Origin of the sequence: Nonomuraea sp. NPDC050643, assembly GCF_040654715.1 — a bacterium.
Lineage (GTDB): Bacteria > Actinomycetota > Actinomycetes > Streptosporangiales > Streptosporangiaceae > Nonomuraea.
Genome location: NZ_JBFAIM010000013.1, coordinates 116,977 through 134,110, shown reverse-complemented (window position 1 = coordinate 134,110; position 17,134 = coordinate 116,977). Strand labels below are relative to the sequence as shown.

At 71.7% G+C, this 17,134-nt stretch carries 14 protein-coding genes; 11 read left to right on the top strand and 3 right to left on the bottom strand.

Annotation, left to right across the window (positions count from 1 at the left end; translation table 11 throughout):
* The first annotated feature begins 12 nt into the window (after nucleotides 1-12).
* From AB0I15_RS19210 to AB0I15_RS19190, 5 genes are all read left to right on the top strand, one after another.
* Nucleotides 13-1,593 carry a hypothetical protein gene (locus tag AB0I15_RS19210; protein ID WP_358096781.1) on the top strand — a complete coding sequence of 527 codons (1,581 nt, stop codon included), beginning with the start codon at nucleotides 13-15 and terminating at the stop codon, nucleotides 1,591-1,593.
* An 88-nt stretch (nucleotides 1,594-1,681) separates the two neighbouring features.
* Nucleotides 1,682-1,816, top strand: a complete 135-nt coding sequence (locus AB0I15_RS19205) for a hypothetical protein (RefSeq protein WP_358096779.1) — start codon at nucleotides 1,682-1,684, stop codon at nucleotides 1,814-1,816.
* Between the two features lie 11 nt (nucleotides 1,817-1,827).
* Nucleotides 1,828-2,631 carry a glycosyltransferase gene (locus AB0I15_RS19200; protein ID WP_358096776.1) on the top strand — a complete coding sequence of 268 codons (804 nt, stop codon included), beginning with the start codon at nucleotides 1,828-1,830 and terminating at the stop codon, nucleotides 2,629-2,631.
* Entirely contained in the window at nucleotides 2,628-3,722 is a 1,095-nt protein-coding gene (locus tag AB0I15_RS19195) for a glycosyltransferase family 4 protein (RefSeq protein ID WP_358096773.1), read from the top strand. Before AB0I15_RS19200 ends, AB0I15_RS19195 begins: the two co-directional genes overlap by 4 nt.
* Nucleotides 3,719-7,867, top strand: a complete 4,149-nt coding sequence (locus AB0I15_RS19190) for an alpha-(1->3)-arabinofuranosyltransferase family protein (RefSeq protein WP_358096770.1) — start codon at nucleotides 3,719-3,721, stop codon at nucleotides 7,865-7,867. The genes AB0I15_RS19195 and AB0I15_RS19190 overlap by 4 nt, the downstream gene beginning before the upstream one ends.
* On the opposite strand, the gene AB0I15_RS19185 is transcribed toward AB0I15_RS19190, so the two are convergent.
* Nucleotides 7,794-8,939, bottom strand: coding sequence for an acyltransferase (locus AB0I15_RS19185; protein WP_358096767.1), 1,146 nt, complete (start codon nucleotides 8,937-8,939; stop codon nucleotides 7,794-7,796). The two genes, AB0I15_RS19190 and AB0I15_RS19185, sit on opposite strands and share 74 nt — an antisense overlap.
* A 158-nt stretch (nucleotides 8,940-9,097) precedes the next feature.
* Here AB0I15_RS19185 and AB0I15_RS19180 point away from each other — a divergent pair, with 158 nt between their 5' ends.
* Together AB0I15_RS19180 and AB0I15_RS19175 are read left to right on the top strand one after the other, a co-directional pair.
* The gene (locus tag AB0I15_RS19180; protein WP_358096764.1) at nucleotides 9,098-10,021 is read left to right on the top strand and encodes a DUF3068 domain-containing protein; all 924 of its coding nucleotides are present in this window, start codon (nucleotides 9,098-9,100) and stop codon (nucleotides 10,019-10,021) included.
* Between the two features lie 162 nt (nucleotides 10,022-10,183).
* Nucleotides 10,184-11,290 (top strand): nitronate monooxygenase family protein, encoded by a 1,107-nt coding sequence (locus tag AB0I15_RS19175; protein ID WP_358096761.1) that lies wholly within the window; start codon nucleotides 10,184-10,186, stop codon nucleotides 11,288-11,290.
* On the opposite strand, the gene AB0I15_RS19170 is transcribed toward AB0I15_RS19175, so the two are convergent.
* On the bottom strand, nucleotides 11,277-12,197 hold the full coding sequence (locus AB0I15_RS19170; protein WP_358096759.1) for a LysR family transcriptional regulator: 921 nt from the start codon (nucleotides 12,195-12,197) through the stop codon (nucleotides 11,277-11,279). The genes AB0I15_RS19175 and AB0I15_RS19170 overlap by 14 nt on opposite strands.
* Nucleotides 12,198-12,298: 101 nt before the next feature.
* Here AB0I15_RS19170 and AB0I15_RS19165 point away from each other — a divergent pair, with 101 nt between their 5' ends.
* Nucleotides 12,299-12,658 (top strand): cupin domain-containing protein, encoded by a 360-nt coding sequence (locus AB0I15_RS19165; RefSeq protein ID WP_358096756.1) that lies wholly within the window; start codon nucleotides 12,299-12,301, stop codon nucleotides 12,656-12,658.
* On the opposite strand, the gene AB0I15_RS19160 is transcribed toward AB0I15_RS19165, so the two are convergent.
* The gene (locus tag AB0I15_RS19160) at nucleotides 12,655-13,464 is read right to left on the bottom strand and encodes a crotonase/enoyl-CoA hydratase family protein (RefSeq protein ID WP_358096753.1); all 810 of its coding nucleotides are present in this window, start codon (nucleotides 13,462-13,464) and stop codon (nucleotides 12,655-12,657) included. The two genes, AB0I15_RS19165 and AB0I15_RS19160, sit on opposite strands and share 4 nt — an antisense overlap.
* A gap of 210 nt (nucleotides 13,465-13,674) precedes the next feature.
* Here AB0I15_RS19160 and AB0I15_RS19155 point away from each other — a divergent pair, with 210 nt between their 5' ends.
* Genes AB0I15_RS19155 through AB0I15_RS19145 form a run of 3 tightly spaced genes read left to right on the top strand, consistent with a single transcriptional unit; the run spans nucleotide 13,675 to nucleotide 17,133 of the window.
* A complete protein-coding gene (locus AB0I15_RS19155) occupies nucleotides 13,675-15,228 on the top strand; it encodes an acyl-CoA synthetase (RefSeq protein WP_358096750.1) in 1,554 nt (517 codons plus the stop codon).
* A complete protein-coding gene (locus AB0I15_RS19150; RefSeq protein WP_358096747.1) occupies nucleotides 15,218-16,117 on the top strand; it encodes an OB-fold domain-containing protein in 900 nt (299 codons plus the stop codon). The genes AB0I15_RS19155 and AB0I15_RS19150 overlap by 11 nt, the downstream gene beginning before the upstream one ends.
* Nucleotides 16,114-17,133 carry a thiolase domain-containing protein gene (locus AB0I15_RS19145; protein ID WP_358096744.1) on the top strand — a complete coding sequence of 340 codons (1,020 nt, stop codon included), beginning with the start codon at nucleotides 16,114-16,116 and terminating at the stop codon, nucleotides 17,131-17,133. Before AB0I15_RS19150 ends, AB0I15_RS19145 begins: the two co-directional genes overlap by 4 nt.
* The last annotated feature ends 1 nt before the right edge of the window (nucleotide 17,134 follow it).

The following is a 17,134-nucleotide window of genomic DNA, read 5'->3' as shown; positions in this document are numbered from 1 at the left end:
TGTCATAGCGGGATGCCGCACACGGCCCGAGCCGGGCTCGCCGCCGCCCTCCTCGGGCTCGTGCTCGGCTGCCTGGCTCTCGGGCCCGCGCTGGGGCTGGGGTTCACGCTCCTGCACGACATGGTGTTCGTGCCGGAGCCCGCGTTCACCCGGTTCACCTTCGGGCTGGCGGGCGGGGCGGCGCGGGTGGTGCCGAGCGACGCCGTGGTGACCGCGTTGTCGCAGGTGCTGCCGGCCGAGCTGGTGCAGAAGCTGATCCTGCTGGGGATCTTCGTGCTGGGGTGCTCGGGGGCCGCGCTGCTGCTGCCGTCGGAGTCGCTGGGGCCGCGGCTGGTGGCGGGGGCGTTCTACGTGTGGAACCCGTACGTGGCCGAGCGGCTGCTGATCGGGCAGTGGGCGCTGCTGCTCGGGTACGCCGGGCTGCCCTGGGTGGTGCGGGCGGTGTGGTCGGGCCGCCGGGTGGTCCTGGCGATGCTGCCCGCCGCGGTGGGCGGGTTCGCGGCGATGACGGTGACGGCGATCACCGCGCTGCCGGTGGCGGCGATGACGCCGACGCCGGCGGGGCCCCGCTGGAAGGCGGTGGCGCGGGTCGTCGCGGTGCTGGCCGCCCTCAGTCTGCCGTGGCTGATCCCGACCGCGCTGCGGCCCCAGGGGCTCGACGGCGACCCGGTGGGCGTGGCGGCGTTCGCGGCCAGGGCCGACACGCCGTTCGGGGCCGTGGGGAGCCTGCTGTCGCTGGGCGGCATCTGGAACGCCAACGCGGTGCCCCCCGGCTACGAGACCACGGCCGGGGCGGTGGCCAGGCTGGCGCTCACGCTGGCCGGGATCATCGCGTTCCTGCGGGGGGCGGTGCCGTACAAGAGGGGGCTGGCGGTGGCGGCGGCCGCGGGGCTGGGCGTGGCGTGCGCCGGGGTGAGCGGGCCGGGGCGGGTGGCGTTCGGGTGGGTCGTCGAGGTGTGGGGCGGGTTCGCCGTGTTCAGGGACGCCCAGCAGTTCGTCGCGCCGCTGGCGCTGGTCGCGGCCCTGGGGCTGGGGCTGCTGTGCGAGTCGGTGGCGCGCGACCGGGCGTGGGCGGGCGCGATGGCGCTGGTGCCCGTGGCCGTGCTCCCGACCATGGCCTGGGGCGCGCTCGGCACGCTCGCGGCGGTGCCGTACCCGCAGGGCTGGACGGCGGCCCGCCAGATCATCGAGCGCGACCGCGAGGCGGGGGACGTGCTCGTGCTGCCCTTCGAGGCCTACCGGCGCTTCCCGTGGAACGGCATGCGGCCGGTGCTGGATCCGGCGCAGCGCTTCTTCGCCGTGCCGGGGCGCAGGGTGGTCTCCAACGACGCCGTACGGGTCGGGGACATGGTCGTCAAGAGCGAGGACCCGAGGGCCCAGGCGGTAGAACGCGTACTAGAAGGGCCCTCGCCGGACCTGGCCGGAGCGGGGTTTCGCTACGTGATAGTCGACGCGGGGACAGATGCGGAACGGCAGCGGTTCGGCATGTGGCTACGGAGCGCGAGGACCCTGGTCGATACCGGTGACCTGCGGTTGTACCGTTTCGACCGGCCGGTCATTCCGGACACCCGCTCTGATCAGCGGATTTATTAAGATTTCGTAGAGCTACTTCCGAGTAGCAAGAATTGGTTCTAGGTTTGGGGACGCCCGCACCAATTGCCCGCTCGAGGAGGAACCCCCAGTGATCAAGATCCTCTTAGCAGCGATCATCGGCGTCGCCGTGGCCGCCCTCGTGGCGACGGTCACGACGGTCTCCCTCACCGGCGCGACCGCGACCCCGGTCAACCAGCCGCTCTACAACTACGGCGAGCGGTAGCCCGAGCCGTCATGCCGCCCTCTCCGCAAGGGGACGAGAGGACGAGCCGACCACCACTGCTTGAGATCGTCATTCCCGCTTACAACGAGGAAGGGCGACTTCCCGGGGGGCTCCTGCAGCTGTGCGCGAAGCTTGCCCGCATGCCGTTCCCGACCGCCGTCATCGTCGTCGACAACAACAGCACGGACCGCACGGCCGACATCGTCAGGAACTGGTCGCCGGGGCCCGTGCCCGTACGCCTGATCCAGTGCGCGACCCCAGGGAAGGGAGCCGCCGTCCGCGCCGGTCTGCTCGGCACGAGCGCCCCCTTCGTCGGCTTCTGCGATGCCGACATGGCGACCGACCTCGACGCCATCGACGTGGCCTTCGGGCTGCTGCTGTCCGGTGAGCGCGTGGTGATCGGCTCCAGGGCGCACCAGGGTTCCCTCGTGGAGAACCGGCACAGCCGGGTCCGCGAGCTGGGCGCCTTCGGGTTCCGCGCGCTGGCCGGAGTGCTCGTGCACGGGGTGAGCGACACCCAGTGCGGCTTCAAGTTCTTCGACGGCGTGCTGGCCCGCCAGACCGCCGCGCAACTGCGTACGCCCGGGTTCGCCTTCGACGTGGAGTTCCTCGCGCGCTGCGTGGAGCAGGGGTCGGAGGTGCAGGAGATCCCCGTGCGCTGGCACGACATGCCGGGCTCGCGGTTCTCCCCGGCCCGGCACACGTTCGGCATCGTGCTGGAGCTCGGCCGGATCTGGCTGCGGCTGCGCGCCCAGCCGCGGCCTGCCGCGCGCACGGCGTGGGAGCCGCCGCTCGACCCCGTCGGATATCCGTGAAGATCGCTGTCGTCAACTGGCGTGACCCCTGGCATCCCCAGGCGGGCGGCGCGGAGACCTTCGCCTGGGAGATGGCCCGGCGCTTCGCGCGGGAGGGGCACCACGTGTGCTTCGTCACCGCGCGGGCGCCCGGTCAGAGCCGGGAGGATCGCGCCGAAGGGGTGCGCGTCGTCCGCATGGGCGGCGTGTTCACCGTCTATCCGCTGGTGCTGGGCTGGCTGCTGCTGCGCCGGGGCCGGTTCGACGCGGTGCTGGACTGCCAGAACGGGATCCCGTTCTTCACCCCGTGGGTGGTGCGGCGGCGTACCCGGGTGCTCTGTGTCGTGCACCACGTGCACGACCGGCAGTTCGGGGTGCACATGCCGGGGTGGCTGGCGGCGTTCGGGCGGTTCCTGGAGGGGCCGGTGTCCCGGTGGAGCTACCGGAGGTGCGAGAGCGTGGCCGTCTCGCCGTCCACGGTGCGGGCCATGCGGGAGCGGCTCGGGTGGCAGGGGCCGGTGCACATCGTGCCGAACGGCGTGAGCATCGCTCGGCCCGAAAATATCGTGAAAAGTCGTGAGCCGCGGCTGCTCTGCCTGGGACGCCTCGTCGCGCACAAGCGGGTCGGCCTGCTCCTCGACGCGGTCGCCGACCTGCGCGAGCGTTGGCCCGGCCTAACCGTGGACATCGTCGGCAGAGGCCCGGAGGAGGCGGCGCTGCGGGAGCGGCTGCCCGAGGGCGTGACCATGCACGGCTACCTGACGGAGGACGACAAGGCCCGGCTGGTCGCCCAGGCGTGGCTGCACGTGAGCGCCTCCCAGGGCGAGGGCTGGGGCCTGAGCGTGCTGGAGGCGGCGGCGCTCGGCGTGCCGACCGTGGCGTTCGACGTGGACGGGCTGCGGGACGCCGTACGGCCCGGCGAGACGGGCTGGCTCCTGCCCGAGGGGACGGACCTGGCCAAGGGCATAGCCGCCGCACTCGACGAGTTGGACCACACTTATACCGTGAAATGTCGGGAATGGGCGGACCGCTTCTCCTGGGACCGCAGCGCCGAACGCCTCACCGCGCTGATGCTCGGCCGCGACCCCGGCCCCGGCTGGGAGGAGCGGTGACCGAACGGGCGACCGGGCGGGGGGCCGCTGGGCGGGCGGTCAAGTCCCTGCTGCCGACCGACAAGCTGGTCGCGGGGCGGCGCACAGGCGCGGGACGGCCCGTCGGCGACCTCGCCAGGCGCCGGTTCTGGCTGCTGATCTGCTGCGTCGGCTTCGGCCTGATGGCGTTCACCACCAAGCCGGGCCACCTCATCTCCGACACCAAGATGGACCTCGCGCTCAACCCGGTCGGCTGGCTGGAGCGCGCCTCCCACCTGTGGGACCTGCAGCACTTCGGCCAGCTCCAGAACCAGGTCGCCGGCTACGTCTTCCCGATGGGGCCGTTCTTCGCGCTGGGCGAGCTGGGCGGCGTGGAGCCGTGGGTGACGCAGCGGCTCTGGCTGACGCTGCTGATGAGCGTGGCGTTCCTCGGCGTGGAGCGGCTGGGCAGGCAGCTCGGCATCGGCACGACGGGCACCAGGATCGCGGGGGCGCTGGCGTACGCTCTGGCGCCGCGCACGCTGTCGATCCTCGGTGAGATCTCCATCGAGTGGCTGCCCGCCGCGATGCTGCCGTGGATCCTCATCCCGCTGCTCACCGCCTCGGAGACCGGCCAGCGGGCGCGCGGGGCCGTCAGGTCGGCGCTGGCGGTGGCGCTGTGCGGCGGCGTGAACGCGGTCGCGGTGCTGGCCGTGCTCGTCGCGCCCGTCCTGTACATCCTCACCCGGCCGTATCCGGTGCCGCGCTGGCGGCTGCTCGCCTGGTGGTCGGGCGCCGTCGCGGTGGCGACCCTGTTCTGGACGCTGCCGCTGCTGCTCGTGGGCCGCTACGCGTTCTCTTTCCTGCCGTACACCGAGACCGCGAGCACCACCACGTCCGTCACCTCGCTCACGAACGTGCTGCGCGGCGCCTCCGACTGGGTGCGCTACCTGCCGCTCAACGGCGTCTTCGAGCAGCCGCCCGGGTTCGCGATCGCCACCTCGGCCACGATGGTCGTGGTCACCGGCGTGATCGCCGCGCTCGGGCTGGCCGGGCTGGCCCGGAGCGACCTGCCCGCCAAGGGCTTCGTGGTGGCGCTGTTCCTGGTGGGCGTGACGGCGCTGGTCGCGGGGCACGCCAGCGCGCTGGAGCCGATCGTGGCCGAGCCGGTGCGCTGGCTGCTCGACGGCCCGCTCGCGCCGCTGCGCAACCTGCGCAAGTTCGACCCCCTCGTACGCCTCGCGCTCGCCTTCGGCCTGGCCCACCTGCTCGTCCGGGCCCGGTTGCCGCTGCGCACCACGGCGGTGGTGGCCTTCTCCGCGCTGGTGCTGCCCGTCTTCAACCAGGGACTGGCCGCGCCCGGCGACTTCAAGGAGGTCCCCGCCCACTGGCACGAGGCGGCGGATTGGCTCGACCAGAACGCCGGCGACGACGGCGTGCTCATCGTGCCCGGCGCCAAGTTCGGCGAGTACGTCTGGGGCCGCCCCATGGACGAGCCCATGCAGGCCATGTCCGGCGCGCGCTGGACCACCCGGCAGATCACGCCCCCCGGCTCCGTCGGCCTGACCAGGCTGCTCGACGCCATCGACCAGCGGCTGGCCGCCGGTCACGGGTCGGCGGGCGTGACGGCCGTGCTGCGCAGGATGGGCGTGCGCTACCTGCTCGTCAGGAACGACCTCATCCGGCAGAACCTCCAGGGCGCCTGGCCGGCCCGGGTCTTCGAGGCGCTGCGCGAGTCGCCCGGCATCAGGAAGGTGCGCTCGTTCGGCGACCTGATCGGCGACCGGGAGACCGACGACGCGGTCAACCAGATCGACGCGCCGTTCCCCGCGCTCGACCTCTACGAGGTGTCCGGCAGCTCTGACCTGGTGTCCGTGCAGCCCGTGAGCGACGCGCTGGCCGTGCGCGGCGGGCCCGACTCGCTGCTCGCGATGGGCGACCTCGGCCTGCTCGGCGACGGCCCGGTCCTGGTCAACGGCGATGCCGGCAAGCGCGAGGCGCCGACCGTGGTCAGCGACGCGCTGCGGCTGCGCGAGCGCTCGTTCGGCGAGATCAGGTCGAACTGGTCGCCCACGCTGACAGCCGACAAGAAGGCGGACTTCTCCGGGGTCAGAGAGCTGGACCTGCTGGAGGACGGCTGGCTGGGGGAGACCTCGGTGGCCGAGTACCACGGCATCTCCGGCATCAGCGCCTCCTCCTCGGTCGCGGACCCGTACGCGATCGCGGGCATCAGCACCACCGGCCGCAGCCCATGGGCCGCCATGGACGGCAACGTGGGCACCGGCTGGGAGAGCGACGGCTCCAAGCCTCCCCAGGGCGAGTGGCTGCGGGTGGACCTGCCGGGGCGGGTGACGATCCCGTACGTGGACGTCATGTTCGCCCCCGACCTGCTGCTCGGCCAGGTGATCAAGCGGGTGGCCGTGGAGACCGAGTCGGGCCGCCTGGTCCAGGAGCTGCGGCGGACCACCGATCCGCAGCGGTTGCGGCTGCCCGCCGGGCCCACGAGCTGGGTGCGGATCAAGGTGGCCGCGACGGCCTCCGACGAGTGGAGCTACGGCCAGCGGGTCGGGATCACCGAGCTGGCCGTCCCCGGTGTCACGGCGGGGCGCACGATCAGGCTGCCCGGCTCGGGCGGCGACGTGTTCGTCATGGATCGCGGGCTCGACGAGCGGCCCGGCTGCATGCGCAACCAGTTCCGGTGGGTCTGCAACGATGTGGTGCTGGCCAAGCAGGGCGAGGAGACCGGGTTCGACCGGACCTTCAGCACGGAGTCCGCCATGAGCGCGAACGTGCGGGGAACGGCCGTGCTGAGGGATCCGGAGCTGATCGACCGCTTCACCCGGGTCCGTGCGGACCTGACCACCGTGACCGGCTCGTCCCGGCTCAGCGACGACGCCGTGGTGGCGCCCCGGTCGGCGTTCGACGCGGACGGGAGCACCACGTGGATCCCCGCCGCCGAGGACACCGAGCCCACGCTCAGCATCGCCTGGAAGGGCAGGCGGACGATCTCCCGCCTCCAGATCGGCCGCCCCGGCAGCGACAGGCAGCCGCTCGACGTGATCGTCACCGGCGACGGCGGCGCCGTACGCGCGGGGCGCGTGGACGAGCGCGGCGAGCTCAGGTTCAGGGCCATGTCCACCTCCCGGCTCAAGCTCCGCTTCACCCCGTTCTCCAAGCGGCTCCAGGTGACCGAGCTGGTGATCCCCGGCGTCGACCCGGTGGGCCGGCCGGCGGACATCCCGCTCCGGCTGGCCTGCGGGCTCGGCCCCAGGATCGAGGTGAACGGCCGCGCGATCCCCACCAAGGTCGCCGGCACCCACGCCGACCTGCTCGAACAACGGCCCGTGCAGATCCTCGGCTGCTCCCGGGCGCAGCTCGCCGAGGGCGACAACCGCGTACGGGTGGCGGGCTGGGACCCGTTCGCCGTCGACGACCTGGTGATCGGCACGCTCCCGGCCAAGCGGCGCGGTGTGGAGGGCGCCGCCGTGCAGAGCGCCTGGACCCCCTCGGTACGCGAGCTGAAGGTGAGCGCCCCCAAGGACTCCTTCCTCGTCGTCAACGAGAACTACAACACCGGCTGGCGGGCCCAGATCGGCGGCAAGACGCTCAAACCCGTCCGCGTCGACGGCTGGAAGCAGGGCTGGGAGCTACCGGCGGGCACGTCGGGCACCGCGCGGCTGGAGTACGTGCCCGACCAGGCGTACTGGCTGGCGCTCGTGCTCGGCCTGGCCGGGATCGCGCTGCTGGCGCTGGCCGCGCTGTTCCTGCGGGGGCCGCGTCCCGAGCACGTGCGCGAGACCGCCGCCGCCCCGGCCGCGCGGCTGTCCAGCCTGCGGGCGCCGTACGCGGTCGTGCTCGGCCTGGCGTTCGGCGGCTGGGCGGCGAACTGGCAGGGCATGGTCGCGGTGCTCTGCGCCGTGCTCCTGACCCTCCTGCTGCGCGCCCGCCGGCTGCCCGCCCACTGGCTCGCGGCCGGGGTCTTCGGCGCGGCCACGCTGTCCCTGGCGGCCGCCATGGTGCTGCGCGACCACGGGGTGGACCTCGGCTGGCTGATGGATCAGGTGCCGCAACTGGCCGCCTGCGCGGCCGTGGGCGTGCTGTTCGGCCAGCTCGTCACGGAGCCGGCGCGACCGGCAGCGGAGCCCGAGCCCTCGGCGGCCGAGAAGGTGCTGACCGGTGTCGGCTGAGCCGGAGCGCGGGCGCTTCGATCAGGTGGTAGCTGCCGACGCTCAGCAGCATCGTCACCACGAACGAGACCACCGCCACGCTGACGAAGTCGCCGGCGAACGGCTGCGCGCCGGTGAGCTTGAGCTGCAACGTGATCACCGGCGCGTGCCACAGGAAGAAGCTGTAGGAGATGCGCCCCATGTACGCGGTGACGGGGTTGCCGAGCACCCGGTGGCGCAGCGAGTCCGGCCGGGAGGCCAGCGCGAACGGCGCCACGACCAGCACGGCCACCGCCGCCTCCAGGGTGACCCGCCACAGCGACTGCGAGAGCGTGGGCAGCGTGAGCGTGCGCGGCCCGGCCAGCCCCGTGCTGAGCGCCGCGTACAGCAGCGCCGCCAGCACCAGCAGTTGCGGCGCGAGCGAGTCGACCACCCGGCTGTGCCCGATCCACACCGACAGCACCGCCAGCGCCATGCCGCAGGCGAAGTAGATCAGGTGGTACGGCAGCAGCAGCGCGATCTGGGGCTGCTCGAGCAGCCGCGTGGCCACCACGGCGGCCACCGAGATCAGCGGCAGCACCCCGATGCCCACCAGCAGCCTGACCGGCCGGTTCCCCCGCCGCGCGAACAGGTGCAGCAGCCAGGCGAGCACCGGCAGCACGACGTAGAAGGACATCTCGATGGGCAGTGTCCACATCTGGTAGAGCCCGTCGGGCACCGGGTCGCCCTGGAAGAAGTTCTGCAGCAGCAGCATCCACTTGAGCCAGCCGGTCCAGTCGAACGAGGTCCACGCCCACAGCGCCAGCCCGGTCACGAGCCAGTAGACCGGCATGACCCGCAGCACCCTGCGCCACAGGTAGCGCAGCGGCTTCGGCCGTGGCGTATCCTCGATCACCGCGCGCGCCCACGGGCGATAGAGCAGCAGGCCCGACAGGAGGAAGAAGATGGGTACGGCGATGCCGAGGCGGCTCATCATCCAGGCGAACATGCCCTCGCGGTACATGACGCCCGTGTTGCTCCCGACGTGCAGCAGCCAGACGCCGAGCGCCGCGAACGCGCGGATGCCGTCGAGGGCGGCGTCCCTGCTCCTCATCGCTGCTCCCACTTTCTCGGTCGAACCACGATAGAACATGTTTCTATCGATTTGGTTGCGGTGGTAAGCCCGCCGGTGACGGACATCACCCACTGTCATACTTTGTTGCTCGACGATCGCGCTAGACGACAACACGTTCTACAATTGCGGAGGATTCGATGGGTCGTATCTCCACGCTCGTCCTCATCGGGTTCGGAGCTTTCTTCATCGCGCTGGCGCCGCTGCTGAAATTCTGGGCGGCGAGCCAGATCATCTCCGCGCCGGCGGACCAGTTCGGCATCACCCGGCTGGAGGCGAAGGGCGCCCAGTACTTCTCCCTCCAGGACCTGAAGGTGCTCACCGGCGACCTCGACATCATCGTCACCACGCGCGGCGACGTGAAGGAGGCCAACTCCCAGCGGGTGGTCTGGGACGAGGCCACGGTCGTCAACGACGTGACCAACAGCCGGCCGCAGATCGACATCTCCGAGCGGCGCAGCGCCTTCGACCGCTACACGGGGCTGGGCGTCAACTGCTGCGGCACCAGCATCGAGAAGGCTCCGGTCACGCTCGAGGGGCAGATCTACAAGTTCCCGTTCGACGTGGAGAAGAAGACGTACAAGGTGTTCAACTCCACGGCGCAGAAGGCGTTCGACGCCAAGTTCGTCCGTGAGGAGAGCGTCAACGGCCTGCCCGCCTACGTCTTCGAGCAGGACGTGCCGCCGACCAAGACCGAAACCCGCACGGCGCCGGCCAACGTGCTCGGCATGACGGGGACCACGGGCGACGTCCAGGTGGACCGCTGGTACGACGGCAAGACGACGTACTGGGTCGAGCCGGTCACGGGCGCCCCGGTCAAGCAGGAGTTGCAGCGCCACGAGGTGCTGAAGACCCAGGACGGCGTGGAGCGCACGGCCGCCTTCGTGGCCACCGCGAAGATGACCGAGCAGACCATCGGCGACCTGGTGAAGAGCGCCCAGGAGGGCAAGAGCCAGATCAACCTGCTGCGCAACATCATCCCGCTGGTCCTGCTCATCGTCGGCGGCGTCCTCGTCCTGGCCGGGGTCCTGCTGGGCCGCCGCCGCCCCGACGCCACCGAGTAATCCCCGGCGTATTTCAGGGCCCGTGAAAACGGGCCCTTTTTCTTTGCGCCGGAATCTCTTACTAGAACTCGTTATAGTCCAAGGTTACTCACCGGTACCAGACGAAAGGTTCTAGTCTAGAACACGTTGCAGTTCGCTGCTCTCCGGACGTATTGTCGGGCCATGCGGACCCGTGTCACGGACATGTTCGGAATCGAGCTCCCGATCTTCGCGTTCAGCCATTGCAGGGACGTGGTCGCCGCCGTCAGCCGCGCGGGCGGCATGGGGGTGCTCGGAGCGCTCTACTTCACCCCTGAAGAGCTCGAGACGGAGCTCAAATGGATCGACGACCACGTGGACGGCAGGCCGTACGGCGTGGACGTGGTCATGCCGGCCTCCTACGAGGGCGTCGACTTCGCGCCCGAGGAGCTCGTCGGCCGCCTGCAGTCGATGATCCCCGACGGGCACCGGGCGTTCGTCGAGGACCTCCTGGCCAAGCACGGCGTGCCACCGCTGTCGTCGGAGACGGACGCCGGGAAGGTGCTGCTCGGCTGGACGGACGCCACCGCCCGCCCCCAGGTGGAGGTCGCCCTGCGCCACCCCATCGCGCTCCTCGCCAACGCGCTCGGCCCGCCACCCGCCGACGTGGTGGACCTCGCCCACTCCCACGGCGTGAAGGTCGCCGCCCTCGCCTCGACCCCGCGCCACGCGCTCAAGCAGGTCGAGGTCGGCGTGGACGTGGTGGTCGCCCAGGGCACGGAGGCCGGCGGGCACACCGGTGAGATCTCCACCATGGTGCTGATCCCGCAGGTGGTGGACGCCGTGGACGTGCCCGTGCTGGCCGCGGGCGGTATCGGCAACGGTCGCCAGATGGCCGCCGGGATGGCGCTGGGCGCCGAGGGCGTCTGGACCGGCTCGCTGTGGCTCACGGTCGAGGAGGCGGACACGCCGGAGATGGCCAAGCGCCGCATCCTGGAGGCCACCTCCCGCGACACCGTGCGCTCGCGGAGCTGGACCGGCAAGCCGGCGCGGCTGCTCAAGAACGAGTGGACCGAGGCATGGGAGTCGGAGGAGTCTCCGGGGACGCTGCCGATGCCGCTGCAGTTCATGCTGGTGTCGAACGCGCTGCGGCGCATCGGCCGCTCGGACGCCTCGGAGCTGGCCACGTTCCCCGCCGGGCAGATCATCGGCATCATGAACCAGGTCCGCTCGGCCAAGGACGTGATGTTCGGGCTGGTGGAGGAGTACGGCGAGGCCCTGGAACGGCTGGAGCGCATCACGGAGGACTGACCTCGCCGAGGCTCGCGGCGACCGCCCGCAGGTGCTCGATCATGGCGGCCGCGGCGGGCAGGCGGTAGCGGCCGGCGGGCGTGGCCGTCATGACGGTCCTGGTCGGCGCGGGCTCGCTGAGCCGGCGTACGACGAGGTCGGGCGCGGTCGCGGGCAGCGTCAGGAACGGCACCAGCGCGACCCCGAGCCCGGCCGCCACCAGCCCCCGCACCGTCATCTGGTCGTCGGTCCTGAAGGCGATCCTGGGCTCGAACCCCGCCGCCCGGCACGCCTCGGGCAGCACGTCGATCGTGGAGCCCCGGTGGACGCCCTGGATCCAGCGCTCGCCGGCCAGGTCCGCGAGCCTGATCCGCTCACGCCCGGCCAGCCGGTGGTCCGGCGGGAGCGCGATGTGGAGCGGGTCGGCCAGCAGGTGGCGGGCCTCGACGGTGGCGGGCACGCGCAGGGGCGCGGCCGGGAACTCGTACACCAGGGCCAGGTCCAGCTCGTGCGCCGCCACGGCCGCCATGGCCTCGTCGCGGTCGGCCTCGACCAGCTCCACCTCGACCGCCGGCCGCTCACGCAGGAAGGCGCGCACGGCCAGCGGCATCAGCGTGGCGTTGGCCGTGGTGAAGGAGCCGAACCGGAGCCGGCCGCCCTCGGCCGCGGAGATGGCGGCCAGCGTGCTCTCGGCGGCGCGCAGCTCGGTGAGGACGCGCTCGGTGTGCCGGACGAGCGCCCGGCCGGCCTCCGTCAGCCGCACCCCGCGGGCGTGCCGCTCCAGCAGCAGCGCGCCCGCCTCGCGTTCGAGCACCGCGATCTGCTGCGACAGGGCCGACGGTGTGTACGAGAGCGCGGCGGCGGCGCGGGTGAGCGACCCATGACGGGCCACCTCGCGCAGCACCCGGAGCCTGGCCACGTCGAGCATGTGGGAACGCTAAACCCTGCGTTAAGGAGCTGTCGATTGTCCTTAACGCGGAGGGCGGCCTAGATTCGTGCCGACTCGCACCCCGCGTACGGAGGCGACCGATGCTCACCGAACTCCACGCCATCCCGCCCACCCGTATCTGGAACGACGTCCTGGCCAGGGTCGTCCAGGGCGACCACCTCACCCTGGCCGTGGTCGAGCTGCCCCCGGGCGGCCTCGTGCCGGAGCACCGGCACGCCAACGAACAGCTCGGCGTGTGCGTCCAGGGCACGCTCAGGTTCCGGGCCGGGGCGGAGACCCGCGACCTCGGCCCCGGAGGGACGTGGTGCGTCCGCGCCGGCGTCCCGCACGAGGTCACGGCGGGCCCGGACGGCGCGGTGGTGGTGGAGGCGTTCTCGCCCGTCCGCGACGACTGGGCCGGCCTGGAGACCGTCCCGGACCAGGAGCCGCGCTGGCCCTAGTGGGCCAGGTACGTCGGGGGGCGCTTCTCGCGGAAGGCGCGGGTGCCCTCCTTGGCGTCCTCCGAGCCGATCACCGGCCAGCCCAGGTCGTCCGACACCTTCAGGGCCTCCGGCTCCGCCAGGCCCAGCGTGTCGCGGTAGGTGCGCAGGATCGCCTGCACCGCCAGCGGCCCAGAGGCGGCGACGTCGTCGGCGAGTTCGCGGGCCACCGCCAGCGCCTGGCCGTCCGGGACCACGCGGTTGACCAGACCCATCGACAGGGCCTCCGCCGCCGTGATCGCGCGGCCGGTGAGCAGCAGGTCCATGGCGTGGCAGTACGGGATCTGCCGCGGCAGCCGTACGGCGCTGCCGCCCATCGGGAACAGGGCGCGCTTGGCCTCGAACAGCCCCAGCGTGGCCGACTCCGCCACCACCCGCAGGTCCGTGCCCACCAGCAGCTCGGTGCCGCCGGCCACCGCGTAGCCCTCCACCGCGCAGATGATCGGCTTGGTGGGCAGGTCCTCGCGCAGCAGGCCCTTCCAGTGGAAGTTGGGGATCTGCGCGGCCCGTGCCTGGACCTCGGGGTCCGTGGACGGCTGGCCCATGGCCTTGAGGTCGGCGCCCGAGCAGAACGTGCCCTGGGCGCCCGTGAGGATCGCCACCCGGATGCCCTGCTCGGCCGAGGCGTACGCCCACGCCGAGGCCAGGCCGATCAGCATGTCCGAGGAGAGCGCGTTGCGGGCCTCCGGCCGGTTCATGGTGACGGTCAGGACGTGGCCGTCGCGTTCGATCCGGCAGTGCGGGGTGCTGATCGGCAGGAGCTCCACGGATGCCTCCGAAAGTCGCTGAATCAAGCGCTTGTTAGGCTGCGATCATACCCCCGCCCCACGCGCGTCGTCAGCGGCCCCGACGGGCCGGCGAAGCCGGGCGTCAGTCGTAAGATCAAGCGCTTGCTCAGGACTTCACCCGCGGGATACGCTCCCACCAGCAAACGAGAACAGGTTCCTGTTTTGCTCGCCCTGAGCTGAGGAGATCAGATGGGCACGCTCGGTTTCTGGAGGCTCGCGCAGGCGGATCCCGAGTGGATCGCGGCAGTGGATCCCGACGGTACGGAGCACCGCGCCGGAGAGTTGCTGGCCCGGGCCAACCGCCTGGTGCACGGCCTGCGAGCACTCGGCCTCCAGCCCGGCGACGGCATCTGCGGCCTGGCGCCCAACGGCGCCGACGGCCTGGTGCTCTACCTGGCCGCGTTACAGGCCGGCTGGTACTACACGCCGGTCAACTGGCACCTGACCGGCCCGGAGATCGCGTACATCGTGTCCGACAGCGAGGCCAAGGCCTTCTTCGTGCACCCCCGCTTCGCGGAGGAGGGCGCCCGCGGCGCCGAGGCCGTCAAGCCGGAGCGCCGCTTCCTGCTGAGCGAGAGCGACCAGGGGCTCGGCTTCCGCCCGGTGAGCGAGCTGACCGACGGGCAGCCCGACACCGCCCCCGCCGACCGCACCGCCGGCGCCACCATGCACTACACCTCGGGCACCACCGGCAAGCCCAAGGGCGTCCGCCGGCCGCTCAACGGCCTGGACCCGGACGACTCCGCCGAACTCATGACGTTCCTGCTCGGACTGTTCGGCATGACCCAGGGCCGCCCGAACGCCCACCTGGTCACCTCCCCGAGCTACCACACCGCGGTCACCCAGTTCGGCGGCACCGCCCTGCACATGGGCCACACGCTCGTCTACATGGACCGGTGGGACGCCGAGGAGCTGCTGCGGCTGTGCGAGCGGCACGGCGTCACCAACTCGCACCTGGTCCCGACCCACTTCAAGCGGCTGCTGGCGCTGCCGCAGGAGACCCGCGAGCGCTACGACCTGTCCTCGCTGAAGTGGATGATCCACGCCGCCGCCCCCTGCCCCGTCCCGGTCAAGCAGGCGATGCTCGAGTGGTGGGGCGACTGCGTGTACGAGTACTACGCGGCCACCGAGGGCGGCGGCACCCTGGCCACCCCGCAGGACTGGAAGGCGCACCCGGGCACGGTCGGCAAGGCCTGGCCGATCAGCGAGCTGCTCATCGTGGACGACAACGGCGAACCGGTCCCGACCGGCACCCCGGGCACGATCTACATGAAGATGATGGGCGCCTCGTTCGAGTACAAGGGCGACCCCGACAAGACCGCCGCGAACCGGCTCAAGGACCACTTCACCGTCGGCGACATCGGCTACCTGACCGAGGACGGCTTCCTGTTCCTGTGCGACCGCAAGGCCGACATGATCATCTCGGGCGGCGCCAACATCTATCCCGCCGAGATCGAGAACGAGCTCATGGTCCACCCGAAGGTGGCCGACGTGGCCGTGTTCGGCATCCCGGACGAGGAGTGGGGCGAGCAGATCAAGGCGGTGGTCGAGCCGGCCCCGGGCCATGAGCCGGGCCCCGAGCTGGCCGCCGAGCTGCTGGCCTCGCTGGAGGGCCGGCTGTCCAGGATGAAGTGGCCCAAGAGCGTCGACTTCATCGCCGAGATGCCCCGCGAGCCCAACGGCAAGCTGCTCAAACGCAAACTCCGCGCCCCGTACTGGGAGGGACACGACCGTGCCATCTGATCCGCTGGTCGCTCAGCACGTCCTGGAGTTCCCCGGCGGCTACACCCGCACCACGGGCCCGGTGATCGGGCGCTTCCTCACCGAGTTACGCGCCCGCCGCATCGTCGGGGCGCGCACCGCGGAGGGCCGCGTCCTGGTCCCGCCCCTCGAGTACGACCCCGCCACGGGCGAGCCGGTCACCGGCGAGTACGTCGAGGTCGGCCCCGCCGGCACGGTCACCACGTGGGCGTGGGTGGACGAGCCGATCGAGGCCCACCCCCTCGACCGCCCGTTCGCCTGGGCGCTGATCGAGCTCGACGGCGCGGACACCGCGCTGCTGCACGCCGTGGACGCGGGCAACGCGAAGGCGATCGAGGCGGGCACCCGCGTCTGGCCGGTCTGGCGCGACCAGCCCACCGGCCACATCACCGACATCGCGTATTTCGCCCCTGAGGTCACGAAGATCGTGTCCAACGTGCGCGCCGAATACCGCCTCCAGGCGGGCGGCGCCCTGCGCGTCTTCCTCGGGGGCATCGAGCGCGGCGTCTTCCTCGGCGGCCGGTGCGCGGAATGCGACAAGGTCTATGTGCCCTATCGGCTGTCGTGCCCCCAATGCGGCGGCGGCATCGGGGAGACCGTCGAACTGCCCGACACGGGCACGATCACCACGTTCGCCATCAACAACCTGCCGGACCCGCGGGCTCCGCAGGTGCCGTTCGTGTCGGCGTACATCCTGCTCGACAACGCCGACGTCCCCATGATCGCCCTGATCGGCGACATTCCCGCGCACGAGGTGCGCCAGGGCATGCGGGTCCGGGCGGTCTGGATCCCCGAGAACGAGCGCACGGCGTCCATGGCGAACATCCGCTGGTTCGCCCCCACCGGCGAGCCCGACGTGGAGCTGTCATGAGAGATGTGGCCATCGTCGCGTTCGCGCAGACCGAGCACACCGACCGGGACGCCGGGCAGACCGAGCCCGAGCTGATCCTGCCCGTGATCAACGAGGTCAAGGAGCGCACCGGGCTCAAGCGGTTCGGCTTCACCTGCTCGGGGAGCTGCGACTACCTCGCCGGAGCCCCGTTCTCGTTCGTGTCCGCGCTCGACGCGCTGGGGGCCTGGCCGCCGATCTCGGAGAGCCACGTCGAGATGGACGGCGCCTGGGCCCTGTACGAAGCCTGGGTGCGCCTCCAGCACGGCGACATCGACTCCGCCCTGGTCTACGGCTTCGGCAAGTCCTCGCTCGGCGACCTGCGCACGATCATGACGCTCCAGCTCGACCCGTACTACCTGGCGCCGCTCGGCCTCGACCAGCTCTCCTACGCCGCGCTCCAGGCGAACGCGGTCGGGGCGGACCGGGCCGAACTCGACGAGATCGTGCGGCGGAGCCGCGCGGACGGGAGAAGCAACCCGTACGCGCTCGACCTGCCCGACCCGGACGGCGAGGACTTCGCGCTGCAACCCCTGCGGAAGACGGACGTGCCGCCCATCACGGACGGCGCCGCCGCCATCGTGCTCGCGACCGGCGATCTGGCCGGGCAGTTGTGTGCCAATCCCGCCTATATCAGGGGGATTGCCCACCGCATAGAGCCGCACTACCTGGGTATGCGCAACCTGGCCTTGTCGGCCTCCGCGGCCGATGCCGCACGTGCCGCGGGGGTCGGCAAGGGTCCCGTCGAGGTGGCCGAGCTGCACGCCCAGTTCCCCCACGAGGAGATCGTCCTGCGCCAGGCCCTCGAACTGGGCGGCGACACACTGATCAACCCCTCGGGCGGCCCGCTGGCCGCCAACCCCGTCATGGCCACGGGCCTCATCCGCATCGGCGAGGCCGCGCGGCGCATCCACGACGGCGAGGCGAGGCGCACCGTCGGCCATGCCGCGAGCGGCCCCTGCCTGCAGCAGAACCTCGTCACCGTACTGGAGGCATGAG